The organism is Chryseobacterium sp. CP-77, from assembly GCF_036362765.1.
Lineage (GTDB): Bacteria > Bacteroidota > Bacteroidia > Flavobacteriales > Weeksellaceae > Chryseobacterium > Chryseobacterium cupriresistens.
The window spans coordinates 1,373,263-1,391,385 of sequence record NZ_CP143637.1 but is presented as its reverse complement, the minus strand read 5'-3'; the positions used below and the strand labels follow the sequence as shown (position 1 = coordinate 1,391,385).

Below are 18,123 nucleotides of genomic sequence, written 5' to 3'. Positions count from 1 at the left end.
TTTATGAAGCGCTTGAAGAAACTACAGTGGGTTTAAAAAATCGCCTCAAAATGCTATCAGATCAGTGGGAAAATTTAAAAGGCTTAGAATCAAATTTAGGAGAAGATTTATTTACGAAACAGGATGATGAAAAGATTCAATTGCTGGAAAATTGTTTCGTTACTTTATTAACACATTTCAACTATTAAAGTAAAGATAAAAGCGCTATTCGCATATCCGGTGATAAGTAAATGCCAATAATAGAAGTAGCCCTTCCAAATGGAAGACTGAAATATTAAGACTTACGGTTTGATTCTTCCGGAAGTGATCATATTCGCGCCATGTGGGCTTATTATATCGCACTTTTAGAGACTTCCTATGCTAAAGATAGGAGTCACCCGCTTTTGTTAAAAAGATTTTCATGAGTTCTTAAGAGAGCTGTCTTTGCAGCAAGAAGCACAAAGTATTGTCTTTGCCTCGTTTCAAAACTCTCAAGCAGATTTTAAAGCTGTAACAAGGGGATTGAACTTTCATGAGATAGAAGGCAATGGAAGGTTCATAGCTAAAATTGATAGTTCCAAAGTGGTAGATTAAAATAATCAAATATGAATTTTGAAATTTAACGACTCAAGCTCAGCTATTTTGTTCAAATCTTCTATAAAAGTGTTCGGAAAATGCAACTCTGCGGTCACTCTTCGGGAAAGAGCACTTCTAAAAGTGCTCTTTCCTTTTTTTTACCTTGTAACTGATTGTGAATCAGGGTTGTTTGAGCAAGTGCGGAATTTAATTTGGTGTTCGAAACGCATTTTCTTCAAATTCAGGTTTTTCGGCCAAAATCGACTGTTTTGTTTCTGTATTTCCTTCTGAGTATAGCTTTGATAGATTCGGTATCACTGCTAAAACTTTTTCAACCTATGTTTTATATCCAGGTCTTTTCTTATCATCTTCTGATTTTGCAATTTCATTTCTAAGCTATCAAGCTCCATCAATCTTTGGGTAAACTCATCCTAAAGATGAGAAAGCCACCATATTCCAAGTTGTTCAAATGTGTCAAAAAATTCTTTTTAAGCTTTTATTGATTTCTAATAAATAACTACTGCTAAAATAAGGGAAATTAGAAAGTATCTATCCATTTGTAAAGATCTGTATCAGAAGAGATTCCAAATGATTTCCTCAGCCTGCTTTTCCTTGACTGAACTGTGCGTATTGAAATATGATTGTATTCCGCTATATCTTTTGTAGTAAAATTCAGCTTGAGAAGAGCACATAGTTTAAACTCTTCTGATGTAATTTCCGGATTTATTTGCATGAGGTTTTCATATAATCCGGGAAATGATTGTTTTATTTTTGGTATGAAAGCGATGTCATCATTCATAGCCATTTTTACAAGATTTTCTAAATCTATATCGTCTTTCTTATCCAGCCTCGTACGTATATTAGCGATTATATTCTGGCTACGAAGGACTTTTCTGTACAGCTCCAAAACAGTAAAATGTTTTAGCAGAATAAAATATCCGAAAATTGCAAACCATATAAATACTTGTAAAAAAGTAAAAAGTCTCTGATTTCTTGAAAATTCTAAATTTCCGGCATTTTTAATCCTGAATATTCTAAAATCATAATAATGACTTATGAGAAATAAAACAAACGCGGTAGCAAAAACAGCTATAATATACTTTAATTTTTTCTTTGTGTTAAAAATAAATAACGAAGTCATGAGCAGCAAAAAATAATATAATGACAAGCCATTTTCAAAACCTGAAGTGGATGAAAAGAAGAAAACCAACAGCATAGCAAGTTCTATAACAATAAAGCATATCATGATGTTTTGCCGGGCCTTAGTAAAAAAGAAAAGAATAAGGAAAATGCCTCCTAACACGAACAACAACAAAAAATAGCCCTCAAACCCAAACATCAAATCCCTGAATCCGCTTACAAGCAAAACTATTCCTATAGAAAATGCGAATAAATTTAATATTTGGGCATCTAGACGTTCAAATCTGTCAGCATTGGGATCAATATGCAGATTCTCTATATAATTCCAAATTTTACGTAACATTGTTTATAAATATTTGTTAAAAGATACTATTTATTTGTAGTTGAAAATTATTTCTGTAAAATTAATTTTCCATAAAAATGTAAGCTAAAATATACCAAGTGATTAGTAATGTTAAATCTTTATAGCTGCTTGTACAAAATACTGAAATTAGTTGGTCAGAAATTGTAGTTTTAAATGCTTTGAATGTTTTTTACTAAAAAAAGGTAAACTATATCATCTGCCATTTTTAATATCATAATAAAAGTCATAGTCATGCTTTTGTAGACACCCCATGCAATTTCATTTATACTTTATCCTCAACGGATTTTTTTAGACTATTGGTTTTCTGTTTTTTTATCTGCATCAGGTTTTGATTATTGTTTGTCATTGTGTTGTTTTTTTGGTTCTCAGAACTTCATACAAGGTTAATGGTAATTGTAATATTATCAGATTTCCATTTGCGTAGCACAGGAATTTCTGGTTTTTTAATACTATTAATTAAATGATCTATCATTGTTTATTGTAATGTTTTGAAAATCAGAAAGTTAAGTGTGTTTTGTTCTTTTGGTGGTATCTATGCCGTATATTTTACCATGTTGAAAAGGTATCTGTAGCGTATGGTATTTCTTTATCTAAGCTTAAAATAAGATCAATTTTACAACTCAATTCCAATGAGGTGAAAATGTATTTTAAGAATAAGAGTTACTATATGACAAAGGCATCAGGGATGCTTCTTTTGCTTTGCTCTTTTTGTAAGATGTATGCTCAATTATATATTGGAAAAAGTTGTGATCTCAATATTAAAGATAATATTATTATTTCTCTGATAGAGAGAAAAGATAGTCTGGTTTCATTATATATTAAAGCCGACACTAAAGTGCATAACCTGCAGCAAATGTCCAATATCAAGATTGTTGTACTTTCTTCTTATTTATCAAAACCATTGCAGAGTTCTTGTAGTGATACTATAAAAAAAGCTAAAGATAAAAAAGAAGAAAAAAGAGTTTTAAAATTGATTTCTGAACAGAAAATCTCCAGAGCTGAAAATGGTCAGTCTACTATCATTTTTTATGGAAAATCAGAAGACATTGCTATTATTATAACCAACACGTTTAAAGAAAAACAAGGAATATTACATAGAAAGCATAAGATATTTATCCTATACGAAAAACAGTTTTGTCCACAGCAATCTCTTAAAACTGATATGTACGAAAGGGCTTTTCTGGCAGGACTACAAATTCGGCCTCCTCCTTCTTTCAAATTCATTTTATAGCAAAATAACAGGAACACAAATTTAAAATATAGTAATTATGGAAAGAGTACTCATAAGACTCTTTTCCATTTTCCAAATTATCAAACAAAATGAAAAATAAATTTTATACAATCCTTGCCTTAACAGTTGGCGCATTAGCTTTCGCTCAAGTAGGCATCAATACGCAAAATCCACAAGGGATATTCAATATCGATGGTGGTAAAAACAATGCTGTAACAGGAACTCCGACGGCAGCACAATTGGCCAACGATTTTATTGTAACCAATTCAGGATCTACAGGTATTGGTGCAATTCCCGATGCATCTGCTATTCTGGAGCTTAATGTAAGTCAGCTTGCATCGGGCAGCCAAAAAGGGTTTTTAGGTCCACGAGTAGCTTTAACGGTATATAATGATGCGTCTACAATACCTAATCCTGCAGTTGGCTTATTGGTTTACAACCTGGGAACTCAGGCTACCTTTACCTTTAAGGGATATGTTTATTGGGACGGAACCCAATGGAGACCTTTGGACGGGCGCTCGTTACAGCCGGGAACGATAAGTGGTTTGAGATGTACTGACGCAACACTAAGTCCGCTTACCTATACTGCCGGAACTCCTTATCAGGGTACCATGTCGATTCCTTATTCAGGAGGCAATGCAGGAGTATATGCTCCACAAACGATAGGACCTGTAAATGGTCTTACCGCAACACTTCCACAGGGTAATTTTGCACAAGGATCCGGTACTTTAAACTATACTGTTTCCGGAACACCAACAGTATCCAGCCCCAATACAACAACATTTCCCATTTCGATCGGAGGGCAGAGCTGTAGTGCAACAGTAGGTGTTGGGAAAGTGCTTGCACCTGGAGAGTATCAGTTCTTTACTTATACATTACCGGCGACATATATAGGATTGCTGAGCACACAGGTTGGCGGTACTTATGATGCTATTTTAGGAGGAAAGTTAAAATTGGACCTGAATTTTAATGCAAGTTCCAATCAGGGTTCAGGAGCCGTTACCTACAATCCACGTTTGGTAAATGCCTCCAGTTCTAATATTAAGGTGTGGTATTCGGCATTATCGAGTGTAGACCGTTTCCGCCGCTCGAACGTTTTATTAGCGCCCGGAGGTTATATGGAAACGGATAACGGAATTTATCTTAACTGGGGAGACAATATGAATAGCAGTTCTACTCCTGTAACAGCTACCAGTTCCAGTGATGATTCTCAGGAGATAGAAACGGTAGATGTAATTGTTGACGGAATCTGGTATAGAATAATCGTGTTTGTTTCTGTAGATAATTTAAATGATACTGATCCCACCAATAACATCCGACGTGTCTTTATGACAGCACAAAGAATGTCATCCTATTGATATGAAATGATAAAATAGAACAGATGAGCGCATCTTAAATTCATTGTATCCGGCAGATGAATTCCGTCTGTCGGTTTATAAATACCCTTCAATTACAAGATTCTAAAAACACAGACTAATGAATTTTAAAGAGATTCCAATAGGAATATTGATTGAAAAAGAAGTTGCAGAAAGCGGGATAGAACTATCCCGTATCTGTAGCTTTATGAAATGTACGGAACAGGAAATAAAAGAAATGTACAAATCTTCAAGTATAGAGACAGAAAATCTGTTGAAATGGAGTAAATTATTAGAATATGATTTTTTCAGGCTGTATTCTCAGCATTTGATATTGTACGCCCCATCAATAGCAGGTAAAAGCATAGAAAATAGACAGAATAAAAAGCCAGGTTTACCTCAGTTTCGTAAAAATATTTACACAAAGGAAATCATTGATTTTATTCTGAGACAGATAGAATCAGGAGAAATGTCAAAGGCTGCAGTAATAGAGCATTATAAAATTCCTAAAACAACTTTGTATAAATGGATATATAAGTATAAAAGCGAAATAAATTAAATAAAACATTTTATGGAAAAAATAGTTCCCGATTATAAAAGAATTTATAATGACATCATCGTAAAAGAGTTTCCGGAAAAAAGAGATTCCTGTCAACGATTATTACAGAAAGAAAGCTTATCCGTTATGGATATTATGAAACTTAATGAAAAAATTTTTGGAATTCCGGATAAGGAAACTTTTGCAGCCAGTCAGAAGCATCGTTCATTTATGAAAAAGGATATACTTAAAATGCTTGATTATCAGAAAAGAAATAAACTTAATAACACTCAATTCGCCATTCATTTTAAATTAAGCCCAAACACAGTAACCAAATGGAAAAAGAGTTTTTTAATATAAAATGTTTTATAACAAACAGATTGGTTAACAAATAGGTATTAAAGATTAAATAAGAAGTCCTTTTATGGTAATGATGGTCGGAAGAAAAATCTTCCGGCTTTTCTATTTTTTGATGTGTTTAATCGAATTTAAAATCACTGATTGTAAATTAAACTACTTGATTGATGGTTTTCTTGTTTGCTTGCAGTTTATAATCAACTATTTATACCAGTTTAAGATGGAAAATTCTTTATATAATACACTCAACAATGAAAAAAGTCTTGGTAATGTCATATAATGTTATTAGCTTTATAATGAATTCCGAATGACAATATTATTACACCTCACTAAATTTATTAATCATGAAAAAGCAAATCTTTATCGTTGCGCTATCTCTGGGAGCAACCGCTTTAGGAACCCACCGGGTTATGGCACAACATTCAGAGCAGGTGAGTACATCAGTCAATATTATTTTATCAGATGTTATTGCAATGGATATTGGCTCTGCTGCTTCAGAAGGCGCTGTAGATTTTAATTATGGGAACACAAAAGATTATAATTCATCAAAAAATGTGACCGTTCCCAATAGTTTAGTTATTATTTCCTCTAAAAATTTTGATGTAAAAGTAAAATCTGAAGGTGCACACTTTGTAAGTGGCGCAAATGTCATTCCTGTAGATATATTACAGGTAAAAGCAATACCAGGCGGAAGTTTGGTGGGAACCCTGAATGAGGTCACTTTATCTCCAAATGATCAGGTGCTGGTAAGTAATGCAAGTTTAGGTACCAGGCAGTCTTTAAATATTGCTTACTCTATTTCTGCGGAAAATGCATCCAAGGTACTTTTAGGAAAACCACAGGGAACTTATACACAAAAAATAACTTATACTGCCACTGCATTGTAAGTCAATACCAATTTTAAATAGAAAAGCCCTCGATACTACAAAAGTATCGAGGGCTTTTTCATTTATTATGTGAATAAACTGTGTAGTGATTTTACTACATGAACTTCCTTTTTCCACTACAATGAAACTTTTACCACCACTATAAATTTGCAGTATACAAAAGATAACAATTAAGTAAAAAATAACAATAAAATATTACTGCCATGACAAAACTAATTACAATCACAGCCTTAACTTTTGGAGCAATGATACTAGGAACTAATAATGTTCAAGCTCAGAATACAACCGCAACCACAACGGTAAACATCACCCTGAACGATGTGATCTCTATCGACGCAGGAAGTACAGCCATTGGTAATACGGTAGATTTTAACTATGTTACTGCAGCAGACTACAACTCTGATCAGACAATTACCAAAGCCAACTCCTTAAAAGTTACTTCCACAAAGAACTTTAATGTTAAAGTAAAAGCAGGAGGTGCTAATTTTATGAATGGAACGAACTTAATCCCTGTCAATGTTCTGACGATCAAAGCGGCTACAGCTGCCGGAACCATGGGCGGAACAAAAAATACTGTCGTTTTATCTGCAACGGATCAGAATTTAGTTACCAATGCTCCTCTTGGAAGCGCATTAACACTGAACCTGGACTACACTATTCCAGCTGCGAAATCATCATCTTCTGATATTTTAGGAAAACCAGCCGGAACTTATACGCAGACAGTAACATATACTGCAACAGCTTTATAAATAAATTTTTCATATTAATATTTTGTGATTTGGTGTTTCGAAGGCTTCCTCAGGAGGCCTTTGATTTTGTATGTATTGTAACGATATAGATAAAATGCAAAATGTGGTAATTTATAAAGCCCTCAACACTTTCTAAGTATTGAGGGCTTTACTATTTAAGTCAAAATGATAAGCCTTGTAGTGATTTTACTACATGAACTTCCTTTTTCCACTACAAAGAAACTTTTAGCACCACTATAAATTTGCAGTATACAAAAGATAACAATTAAGTAAAAAATAACAATAAAATATTACTGCCATGACAAAACTAATTACAATCACAGCCTTAACTTTTGGAGCAATCATATTTGGAACAAACAATGTTCAAGCTCAGAATACAACCGCAACCACAACGGTAAACATCACCCTGAACGATGTGATCTCTATCGACGCAGGAAGTACAGCCATTGGTAATACGGTGGATTTTAACTATGTTACTGCAGCAGACTACAACTCTGATCAGACGATTACCAAAGCCAACTCTTTGAAAGTTACTTCCACGAAGAACTTTAATGTTAAAGTAAAAGCAGGGGGCGCTAATTTTATGAATGGAACGAACTTAATCCCTGTCAATGTTCTGACGATCAAAGCGGCTACAGCTGCCGGAACCATGGGCGGAACAAAAAATACTGTCGTTTTATCTGCAACGGATCAGAATTTAGTTACCAATGCTCCTCTTGGAAGCGCATTAACACTGAACCTGGACTATACTATTCCGGCAGCAAAATCTTCATCTTCTGATATTTTAGGTAAGCCAGCCGGAACTTATACGCAAACGGTAACGTATACTGCAACAGCTTTATAAATAAATTTTTCATATTAATATTTTGTGATTTGGTGTTTCGAAGGCTTCCTCAGGAGGCCTTTGATTTTGTATGTGAAGGTTTTTCTATTTATTATGTGAATAAACCTTGTAGTGATTTTACTACATGAACTTCCTTTTTCCACTACAAAGAAACTTTTAGCACCACTATAAATTTGCAGTATACAAAAGATAACAATTAAGTAAAAAATAACAATAAAATATTACTGCCATGACAAAACTAATTACAATCACAGCCTTAACTTTTGGAGCAATCATATTTGGAACAAACAATGTTCAAGCTCAGAATACAACCGCAACTACAACGGTAAACATCACCCTGAACGATGTGATCTCTATCGACGCAGGAAGTACAGCCATTGGTAATACGGTAGATTTTAACTATGTTACTGCAGCAGACTACAACTCTGATCAGACGATTACCAAAGCGAACTCTTTGAAAGTTACTTCTACAAAGAACTTTAATGTTAAAGTAAAAGCAGGAGGTGCTAATTTTATGAATGGAACGAACTTAATCCCTGTCAATGTTTTGACGATCAAAGCGGCTACAGCTGCCGGAACCATGGGTGGAACAAAAAATACTGTCGTTTTATCTGCAACGGATCAGAATTTAGTTACCAATGCCCCTCTTGGAAGCGCCTTAACATTGAACCTGGACTATACTATTCCGGCAGCAAAATCTTCATCTTCTGATATTTTAGGTAAGCCAGCCGGAACTTATACGCAAACGGTAACGTATACTGCAACAGCTTTATAAATAAATTTTTCATATTAATATTTTGTGATTTGGTGTTTCGAAGGCTTCCTCAGGAGGCCTTTGATTTTGTATGTGAAGGTTTTTCTATTTATTATGTGAATAAACCTTGTAGTGATTTTACTACATGAACTTCCTTTTTCCACTACAAGGAAACTTTTACCGCCACTATAAATTTGCAGTATACAAAAGATAACAATTAAGTAAAAAATAACAATAAAATATTACCATCATGAAAAAGCAAATCGTAATCACAGCCTTAACTTTTGGAGCAATCATATTTGGAACAAACAATGTTCAAGCTCAGAATACAACCGCAACTACAACGGTAAACATCACCCTGAACGATGTGATCTCTATCGACGCAGGAAGTACAGCCATTGGTAATACGGTAGATTTTAACTATGTTACTGCAGCAGACTACAACTCTGATCAGACGATTACCAAAGCCAACTCTTTGAAAGTTACTTCCACGAAGAACTTTAATGTTAAAGTAAAAGCAGGGGGCGCTAATTTTATGAATGGAACGAACTTAATCCCTGTCAATGTTCTGACGATCAAAGCAGCTACAGCCGCCGGAACCATGGGCGGAACAAAAAATACTGTCGTTTTATCTGCAACGGATCAGAATTTAGTTACCAATGCTCCTCTTGGAAGTGCCTTAACATTGAACCTGGACTATACTATTCCGGCAGCAAAATCTTCATCTTCTGATATTTTAGGTAAGCCAGCCGGAACTTATACGCAGACAGTAACATATACTGCAACAGCTTTATAAATAAATTTTTCATATTAATATTTTGTGATTTGGTGTTTCGAAGGCTTCCTCAGGAGGCCTTTGATTTTGTATGTGAGGGTTTTCTATTTATCATGTGAATAAACCTTGTAGTGATTTTACTACATGAACTTCCTTTTTCCACTACAAAGAAACTTTTACCACCACTATAAATTTGCAGTATACAAAAGATAACAATTAAGTAAAAAATAACAATAAAATATTACCATCATGAAAAAGCAAATCGTAATCACAGCCTTAACTTTTGGAGCAATCATATTTGGAACAAACAATGTTCAAGCTCAGAATACAACCGCAACTACAACGGTAAACATCACCCTGAACGATGTGATCTCTATCGACGCAGGAAGTACGGCCATTGGTAATACGGTAGATTTTAACTATGTTACTGCAGCAGACTACAACTCTGATCAGACGATTACCAAAGCCAACTCTTTGAAAGTTACTTCCACGAAGAACTTTAATGTTAAAGTAAAAGCAGGGGGCGCTAATTTTATGAATGGAACGAACTTAATCCCTGTCAATGTTCTGACCATCAAAGCGGCTACAGCTGCCGGAACCATGGGCGGGACAAAAAATACTGTCGTTTTATCTGCAACTGATCAGAATTTAGTTACCAATGCTCCTCTTGGAAGTGCCTTAACATTGAACCTGGACTATACTATTCCAGCTGCGAAATCATCATCTTCTGATATTTTAGGTAAGCCAGCCGGAACTTATACGCAGACAGTAACATATACTGCAACAGCATTATAATAAAAAAACTTTTATCACCGCTGTAGATTTGCAGTGTTCATCAAGAACAATTAAATAAAAATAACAATAAAATATTACTGCCATGACAAAACTAATCACAATCACAGCCTTAACTTTTGGAACAATTATATTTGGAACTAACAATGTTCAAGCTCAGAACACAACTGCAACCACAGCTGCAAATATTACCCTGAACGATGTCATCTCTATCGACGCAGGAAGTACAGCAATTGGTGGTATAGTTGCCTTTAATTATGTTACTGCAGCAGACTATAATTCTGATCAGACAATTACCAAAGCGAACTCTTTAAAAGTTACTTCCACAAAGAACTTTAATGTAAAAGTAAAAGCAGGCGGTCCGAATTTCCTCAATGGTTCAAACTCAATCCCAGTGGATGTTTTAACAATCAAAGCTGCAGAAGCTCCCGGAAGTATGGGCGGAACAAAAAACGAAGTGGTTTTATCCCCGGGAGAAAAAAACTTAGTAGCCAATGCTCCTCTCGGAAGTGCCTTAACATTGAACCTGGATTACACTATTCCGGCAGCAAAATCATCATCTTCTGATATTTTAGGAAAACCAGCCGGAACTTATACACAAACAGTGACGTATACCGCGACTGCTTTATAAAAAAAAAATTAGTTTAAAAGGTTCCTTTTGCTATGTTTTCAGTAGTTTTGGGAATCTTTTATTATTAAACTATTTACACCATGCACAAATTCATTCACCTTTTCATTTTCTTTATCCTCGCAGGATCTTCTTCGCTTCTGGCACAAAGTATCTCTATGTCGCCTACACGATTGTTTTTTACCGGTAATCCTGGAGAAAAAGTAACAAAGACAGTCACGCTTCAGAACAGCTCGGATAAGGATTATGTCTTTAATCTCAACTATAAAGACTGGTTCAGAGAAGAAGACGGAAATAAGGTTTATCTTGAAGCAGGCAGTTCAAAAACGTCTAATGCTTCCTGGGTATCTACCTTAGAAAACACTGTAACAGTTCCTGCGAAAAGTACAAAGGAGATTGCAGTAACCATGCAGATTCCTGCAAACGCATCACAATCTGCCGTTACGAACAGTATGTTGTTTTTTACCCAACTTCCTCAGCAGGCAGATAAGGCACGTGTTCAGAATGGTATTGGTATTATCACCTTATTTGAGGTGGGACTTCATCTCTTTTATACTCCACCGGGAAACCATGTGAAAAGTCTGGATATTACTAATATTGCAGAGGTGAGCAATGAAAATGCAGCAAACAGAAAAGTTGCAGTAAGCATTCACAATGACGGAAACACCATCAATGATGCTACCGTTGAGTTTGAACTTACCAACACAGACAGCGGCAAAGAAATAAAATTACCCGCAATTTCAATCTCCATGCTTCCGGATACCAATCAGGTTGTTCAGTTTTCTTTACCTGAAAACATTTCAGGGAACTTCCTTGGCGTGGTTATCGTCAAAATGGCGGAATCCAATGATTTACGTGTAGGAGAAAAAAACTTTAAATTTTAATAGTAAGCTTTGAAACCACAGAATGGAATATCGATGTCAGTCCTGAGAAGAACAATCTTATTTTTTGTATTTGTTCTTCTGCACATTTCGTGGGCCTTTGCGCAGGAAAAAAAGGATATTCAAATCCATTTTGAAAATGACAGTTTAGCTGTTGAAAAAGGTTCTACTTTTACTAATTTCCTGATCATAGAGAATAAAAGTTCTGAAGAGATTATTATTCAGAATATTATTCCTCAGGAAAACTATCCGGGGTTGCTTTTCTATCCCAAAAATGGCTTTACCTTAGGCGCTGGTCAGTCTAAAAATCTTCCTGTGAAACTGATTGCCAACGTGGATTTTATGAAACTGAGATCCAATAAGATCCAATTTCAGGTCTCTTACGCCACCCCAGCGGTTACCGGAACTGATAGCGCCTCGTTCTTCGTTGCTAAGGGCGAGAACAAAAACATCGCAATTTATACCGCCAACTACGAAAATTTCATTAACCCTGCTTTACCTCAATCCTCAATTCTGCTGACTGTAGAAAACCAGGGGTACAGTAAACGCACCGTTAAGATTGATCTGCAATCCATTCCTGATGGCTTGGAAATTTTGCCAAAACAACAAACCGTATCTCTGGAAGGTCTGGAAAAACAAACAGTTGAGATTAAAATTGCCGTCAGAAAACAGAATACACTTTATCCGGAATTTAATATTAATGCAATTGTCACAGATCTGCTTGATAATAAAATTGTGGGAAGCAATACACTCTACTTAGTTATTTTATCGCATAACAGACAGATTGCCCGTGGAAATGAAGCGGTGAGCGGAAGTAACTTTGCGGAAATGAGCTATAATGAAAACAGTTCAGGTTTCAATTATCTTCAATTGAGGGGAAATACAGCATTTCGCGTGACTGACAATTTAAAATCGCGTTTCAATATCGGTGCAGATTACTATGTTGAAGACGGCTTGTATAACCTGTATGATACCTGGCTGGAACTGGAGAGAAAAAATACGGTATTACGCTTGGGAAATGTTAACAGCAGCGATTACGATTACCCGGTTTTCGGAAGAGGCGGGAAAATTTCTACCAGATTTGGTAACAATAATCAGATTGAAGTTCTTGCGCTGGAAAATAATTACAACCTGTATGGCACTTTTTTCCAGCAAACAGAAGGATCTACCATGGTGGGTACAAAATATGCTTTTGGAAATGCTAAATCTTTCAACGGGAAAGTGTCTTATATATTCGATCATGATCCGCGCTTTAACGTAGATACGCAGGTAGCGAATGCGGTAACATCATTGTTAATTAATGATAAACACACCATTCGCACGGAGGTAGGAGTGAGCCACGAAAAAGGTCTTTTGAACAACGATGAAAATGCAGGAGCATTAATGGGAGCCAATTACGAGGGGAAAATAGGGAAATGGGATATACAGTCTTTCAATTCCTTTGCCACCAAAAGTTATGCAGGGATCAAAAGGGGATCTTTTTTCTCAAATCAGCGGATCGGCCGTCAATTTTCTGCTGCTCAGCGCGCTTTTATACAATATCAGAACTCGCAGATAGAGCCAGAGTTCCTGAGTTTCCAGAGCGAGCCAATCCAACCTGGGAACACCGCTAATTTGCGTTATTATTTCAACAGTACAGAAGCTTTGGGACTAGGGTATCAGTTTTCTTTAAAGAAATGGAATTTTCTACTGTCTCCAAAGGTTGAAAAGCAAAAAACAGCTAATTTTTACACATCACAGGAACTTTTTTCCTATAGGTTGGAAGCCAACATCAGTACTACTTTAGGTGCTCACGGATTGAACCTTACGGCGGAATATTCTTATTCAAAAGAGAATGATAAACCAGACTGGTTCAACAGTTTGAAAACAACCTTGTCTTACAGATATAAGTCATTCTCCCTCAACGGAACCGCCCAATGGAACGCAACAAGTGTCTTTGATTTAAATTCTTATTATAACGTAAACCATAATTTCGCCAACTACAATGTATACGCCTCATATAATTTCCAGATGTTTAACCATAATCTGACCGGATCTTTTTCAGCAGGAACCTTCTATTCGCAACTGTATCAAAATTTAAACAGCAATATCACCGGTAATCTGGAATATAAGATTTCGCCTTCCTGGTCCACCACAGGGTATTTTAATCTTTCCGGGTATAAATCTACCGCTGAATATGCAACCAGCGGAAGTTATTACCAGTTCAGAGTGGGGATCAGAAAATATTTTACCACCGCTACAGCTCTTGGAAATCATAAAGTGGCTTTCCAGTTCTTTGAAGATAAAAATTTTAATGGACTTCTGGAGTCCGGCGAAGCAGTACTTGCTAATGAAATTGTAAAACTGGACAATTATGTAGCGATGACGGATAAGAATGGAAAAGTAGTTTTTCAGAATGTACCCGAAGGTACTTACACGCTGAAAGTAAACGAAAGTGCGGGTGCCCGGTTGATGATGGATCCTGCCATTATGGTCCATAACAATATTAACCGCAAAGTGGGCATGGTAAAAAACATCAGGGTAAGTGGGAAATTGACAGAGATCAAACAAGCTTACGATGTTTTGGAAACGGATGTAACCGGAATAGTGGTGTATGCAAAAAGTGAAGATGGCACGATCTATACTGCCGTGGTGAACCAGAAAAATGAGTTTGAATTTTTCCTGAAAGATGGAAAATATAACATCTATATTGAAAATGACAAATACAGCTATACACAACCCAGCCAAACTATTCAGGTGACAAAAGAAGGGTACTCAAAAACTCTGGTTTTTGAATATAAGAAGAAAGACACCACCATTAAGGTGAAAAAGTTTTAAATTTAAAAGTATGAAAAAGATGAGGGCTTTTCTAATAGGAATTTTTACCGTGTTCTGCGGGGCTGCAGCCACGAAAGCTCAGGATGTGTACCTGTCGGTTCCTGAAAATAATATTTTTAACAGGACCGAATTTACCTCAGTACCTACAAGGGTAATGACGAACGCCAACAGAACCAACTGGGATTATGCCTTTTTGGGATTACTCCCAATCGCTCCTACATTTACCTCTGTTTCCGGGCCAAATTTTACTCATTCTTCTTCCTCACTCACATTACCCGCATCCGCTCTTCTGTGGCAGCTGGAAAGTATGGGCGGGCAGCTGCCCTATACCGGACTTTCAGGTTATTTACCAGGTTTTCAGTCGTTCAGTACAAGCGCTGTAAAATGGTTTGAACCGCCATCCATCAGTATCGGTGGAGGGTTCAACCGCGGAAACATCAATTTTACATTTAAAATTCCTGCCTCACAATTTACAGCCAATGCCTTCCGGGCGGGGAATTACTCCATGGATATCACTCAGAATTATAATGACTTCACGCCCCGTAATTTTAAAACAATTTTAGTCATTCCTTCATCTATACGATGGGTTGCAAACTCTTTAACAAAATATATAGAAATCTCATCTTTAAATGACTACCGCAGTACAGGCACGCGGGTGTGGGATTTGGGAAATACGGAAATCGCGAATACGGTTGATTTTAATTTTTGGGCGAAAGCAGTTTCCACAAATGTCCAGTTCACGTCCTCTAAAGGTGTTCCGGGAACCAGAAATATTGCCAGCATTAAATTGAGTAGTAACGGATCTGCACTTACCACCAAAGCCTTATCTGCCGATTTTCAGAATTTTTCGGCTGCTAACTTCAGTGTTGTAGCGGGAAACAGGAACAGTTTTATCCCCCAGCTTTATGTGTCTGCTGAAGATTTTAAAAACTTCTTTTTCGAAGCCGGAACCTATACGTTTGAATTGAACTTCAATGCCAGAAGTACAGATAACTCCATTAACAGCTTGCAAAATACGGCTGTTCAGTTGAAAGTGCTTCCTCTGTCGGAGATCACCATTCCCAGTTCCGGGCGCAATGTCAACTTCAATTTTAATACCGCTGCCCATTACACGGATGGCCAGTCACAGATGATTCCCAACCAGATTATGTTGTCTAATAATGAAAATTTTGAGCTCTATGTAAAATCGGACGAAAATTATTTCAAGAAAGGCGGCCTGCAGACCGATATCAACTCCAATATTTTACAAATTGGATTGGACGGAAGTTCTGTAAATGTACCTTTATCCAAAACTCCACAAAAAATACTCTTTAACGGAACTCCGGTTCTGGACCAGGGACTAAACGTAAGATATACTATATCGCCTGCGGGTGCCCAAAGTTTGGTAGGGAAGGAAAATACCACTTACTCTGTCAATGTGTATTATAGTTTTACGGCAATTTAACCCTACTTTCTGAAATAGTTTTCTTATAGATCCGTTTAATACCAATAACTCGTTTTCTTGGCGTATTTAGTCCCGGCATTTATGGCTGTTCTTCGCTGGTTGCAATTGGCCGGAACTACAAAACTTTCCAAAAAATCTCCTGAAGTATCTCCATAGATACTTTTTCTTCCTTTGATGAGTTTTTCCTTCACTCCTTATAATTTTCACTACCTGTAGATGTATTTTGGGTGCCTGGCTATCAATGATTGCCACTTCAGGCTGCCATTTTATCTTGCATCATTCAGTTTTTTGTGATCAGTAATCTGTTGATACTGTTCTATATTTCACCTTTACTCTATTTTCTATAATACCGGTAAACCGTCTGCCAGAGTTAAAATTCTCGTGGAATCTGACACAGCCTTTTTTGTGAAATAAAACAGGACCTGTATTATTTCAGGTAAATCCCATTTGATTTTTTTTTCACTGATATGATATTTTTTATAACTTGCCAGCTCCTGAAAGAAAGGTCTGGACTATATGTTTTTATCAGTATTTAAACAACATAACTCTTTCTGCCTTCTTTCAAAAATAATTCAAACAGCTTCTAACCGTGATACTGAATTTATGAATGATTTGATCAACGAACTACAATTAAAAATCGAAAGACTTGAAAACGAAATCAATTTCAAGAACGGACTGATTTCGATATTGTCTCATGATTCAAAAGAACTGTTTGGAACCTTTCTGTGGCTTATCGAAGAGCTGGAGCAAAAGACCATAAGTGAGGAAGATTTTTTTAAGTTATTGCCGCAGATAAAACGTGATGCCCGGAAGAATCTGCAAACGATTCAGGATAGTGTTAGCTGGCTAAAAACACAGTACGGGGAATTTAAGATTAAACCCGTTACAATTATGGTGACAGATCTCTTTCACTATTTGGAAGAAAAATACGCTGCTCAATTAAAAGAAAAAAACATCAATTTTTACTTTAAAGGAGATCATCATGCATTTCTTACGAGCGATCGCGTGTTACTCGAATATGTTTTGGACAAAATTTTCAACAATGCGGTAAAATATTCCTTTCCGGGGCAAGATATTTATTTACAGGAAAGTACAGAAGGTGATCAGGTTGTACTTTCTGTAATTGATTCCGGAACGGGAATAAATGAAAAGTATTTGCCTGCGATCTATACTCATGGTAATCCTGTATTTCTGGGAACTGCTGGCGAGAAAGGAGTGGGATTAAGTTTGAAAATTGTAAAAAATTTTATATCCTTGCTTAAAGGAAACATCCAGATCATTTCCACTGAAAATAAAGGTACCACGGTTTCTCTTTTTTTACGTAAATTTATAGAATGATGGGTTCAAAAGTAAACATTCGCATTGTTGTAGCAGACGATCATGGTATCGTCCGGATGGGTTTGATACAAACGATTAAACGACTCCTGCCTGATGCTATAATTTCAGAGGTAGAGGATTATAAATCGCTCTACAAATTAATTCTGAAAGAAGAATTCGATCTGGCCATTATGGACGTTAATATGCCTAATGGTACTGTTCAGGAAGCAATAGATTATATAAAAATTCATCAGCCTGAATTAAAAATTCTAATATTTTCTTCACAGGATGAAGAGCTGTATGGGATGCGTTATCTGAAAATGGGAGCTGGTGGCTATCTAAGCAAGCTGAGCTCCACTGAAGTCATTGAGACTGCTTTAGCGGCGATGCTTAATAAAGGTCGATATGTCAGTGATAATATAAAGGAATCGATTTTTTTAGAATCGTTAAACGGGACGGCAAAAAATTCTCCCTTTGAAGCCCTCTCAGACCGCGAATTGCAAATTGCCAATAAGCTTGCGGAAGGCCTTCCGCTCAAAGAAATTTCTAATCAGCTGAATCTCCATTCATCGACTATCAGTACATACAAAGTCAGGTTGTTTGAGAAGCTGAAAATACGGTCCATACCCGAATTGGTGGAAATTCTCCGACTGTATAATCAGTAAAAATGCTATCACAAAAGAACACCATCTTGT

18 protein-coding genes are annotated in these 18,123 nt (G+C 36.3%); 16 read left to right on the top strand and 2 right to left on the bottom strand.

Annotated elements, in window-relative coordinates; translation table 11 throughout:
- Positions 1 to 1,093: 1,093 nt before the first annotated feature.
- A complete protein-coding gene (locus V0410_RS06220) occupies positions 1,094 to 2,038 on the bottom strand; it encodes a helix-turn-helix transcriptional regulator (protein ID WP_330746760.1) in 945 nt (314 codons plus the stop codon).
- A 688-nt stretch (positions 2,039 to 2,726) separates the two neighbouring features.
- Between V0410_RS06220 and V0410_RS06215 the strand changes: the two genes are divergently transcribed.
- The 14 genes from V0410_RS06215 to V0410_RS06150 all read left to right on the top strand — a co-directional run bounded on the left by V0410_RS06215 (position 2,727) and on the right by V0410_RS06150 (position 16,111).
- On the top strand, positions 2,727 to 3,290 hold the full coding sequence (locus V0410_RS06215) for a hypothetical protein (RefSeq protein ID WP_330746759.1): 564 nt from the start codon (positions 2,727 to 2,729) through the stop codon (positions 3,288 to 3,290).
- 89 nt (positions 3,291 to 3,379) lie between these two features.
- A complete protein-coding gene (locus tag V0410_RS06210) occupies positions 3,380 to 4,648 on the top strand; it encodes a hypothetical protein (protein ID WP_330746758.1) in 1,269 nt (422 codons plus the stop codon).
- A gap of 118 nt (positions 4,649 to 4,766) precedes the next feature.
- Positions 4,767 to 5,204 (top strand): transposase, encoded by a 438-nt coding sequence (locus tag V0410_RS06205; protein ID WP_330746757.1) that lies wholly within the window; start codon positions 4,767 to 4,769, stop codon positions 5,202 to 5,204.
- A gap of 12 nt (positions 5,205 to 5,216) precedes the next feature.
- Complete coding sequence (locus V0410_RS06200; protein WP_330746756.1) at positions 5,217 to 5,543, top strand: helix-turn-helix domain-containing protein; 327 nt, start codon at positions 5,217 to 5,219, stop codon at positions 5,541 to 5,543.
- Positions 5,544 to 5,884: 341 nt separating this feature from the next.
- Positions 5,885 to 6,427 carry a peptidoglycan-binding protein LysM gene (locus V0410_RS06195; RefSeq protein WP_330746755.1) on the top strand — a complete coding sequence of 181 codons (543 nt, stop codon included), beginning with the start codon at positions 5,885 to 5,887 and terminating at the stop codon, positions 6,425 to 6,427.
- Positions 6,428 to 6,630: 203 nt separating this feature from the next.
- Positions 6,631 to 7,176: a peptidoglycan-binding protein LysM gene (locus V0410_RS06190; RefSeq protein WP_110011202.1), complete on the top strand. Its 546-nt coding sequence runs from the start codon at positions 6,631 to 6,633 to the stop codon at positions 7,174 to 7,176.
- 298 nt (positions 7,177 to 7,474) lie between these two features.
- Positions 7,475 to 8,020 carry a peptidoglycan-binding protein LysM gene (locus V0410_RS06185; RefSeq protein WP_110011201.1) on the top strand — a complete coding sequence of 182 codons (546 nt, stop codon included), beginning with the start codon at positions 7,475 to 7,477 and terminating at the stop codon, positions 8,018 to 8,020.
- 229 nt (positions 8,021 to 8,249) lie between these two features.
- Complete coding sequence (locus V0410_RS06180) at positions 8,250 to 8,795, top strand: peptidoglycan-binding protein LysM (RefSeq protein ID WP_110011201.1); 546 nt, start codon at positions 8,250 to 8,252, stop codon at positions 8,793 to 8,795.
- A gap of 229 nt (positions 8,796 to 9,024) precedes the next feature.
- Positions 9,025 to 9,570 (top strand): peptidoglycan-binding protein LysM, encoded by a 546-nt coding sequence (locus V0410_RS06175; protein ID WP_123280015.1) that lies wholly within the window; start codon positions 9,025 to 9,027, stop codon positions 9,568 to 9,570.
- Positions 9,571 to 9,798: 228 nt separating this feature from the next.
- On the top strand, positions 9,799 to 10,344 hold the full coding sequence (locus tag V0410_RS06170; protein ID WP_123280015.1) for a peptidoglycan-binding protein LysM: 546 nt from the start codon (positions 9,799 to 9,801) through the stop codon (positions 10,342 to 10,344).
- Positions 10,345 to 10,426: 82 nt separating this feature from the next.
- Positions 10,427 to 10,972, top strand: a complete 546-nt coding sequence (locus V0410_RS06165) for a peptidoglycan-binding protein LysM (RefSeq protein ID WP_330746754.1) — start codon at positions 10,427 to 10,429, stop codon at positions 10,970 to 10,972.
- 80 nt (positions 10,973 to 11,052) lie between these two features.
- On the top strand, positions 11,053 to 11,853 hold the full coding sequence (locus tag V0410_RS06160) for a WxL protein peptidoglycan domain-containing protein (RefSeq protein WP_330746753.1): 801 nt from the start codon (positions 11,053 to 11,055) through the stop codon (positions 11,851 to 11,853).
- A 9-nt stretch (positions 11,854 to 11,862) separates the two neighbouring features.
- Entirely contained in the window at positions 11,863 to 14,667 is a 2,805-nt protein-coding gene (locus V0410_RS06155) for a hypothetical protein (protein WP_330746752.1), read from the top strand.
- Positions 14,668 to 14,677: 10 nt separating this feature from the next.
- Positions 14,678 to 16,111 carry a hypothetical protein gene (locus tag V0410_RS06150; RefSeq protein WP_330746751.1) on the top strand — a complete coding sequence of 478 codons (1,434 nt, stop codon included), beginning with the start codon at positions 14,678 to 14,680 and terminating at the stop codon, positions 16,109 to 16,111.
- 35 nt (positions 16,112 to 16,146) lie between these two features.
- Here the strand turns inward: V0410_RS06150 and V0410_RS06145 are convergent, their stop codons facing one another.
- On the bottom strand, positions 16,147 to 16,302 hold the full coding sequence (locus V0410_RS06145) for a hypothetical protein (RefSeq protein WP_330746750.1): 156 nt from the start codon (positions 16,300 to 16,302) through the stop codon (positions 16,147 to 16,149).
- Positions 16,303 to 16,714: 412 nt separating this feature from the next.
- Between V0410_RS06145 and V0410_RS06140 the strand changes: the two genes are divergently transcribed.
- A complete protein-coding gene (locus tag V0410_RS06140) occupies positions 16,715 to 17,449 on the top strand; it encodes a sensor histidine kinase (RefSeq protein ID WP_330746749.1) in 735 nt (244 codons plus the stop codon).
- Positions 17,446 to 18,093, top strand: coding sequence for a response regulator transcription factor (locus V0410_RS06135; RefSeq protein ID WP_330746748.1), 648 nt, complete (start codon positions 17,446 to 17,448; stop codon positions 18,091 to 18,093). Before V0410_RS06140 ends, V0410_RS06135 begins: the two co-directional genes overlap by 4 nt.
- The last annotated feature ends 30 nt before the right edge of the window (positions 18,094 to 18,123 follow it).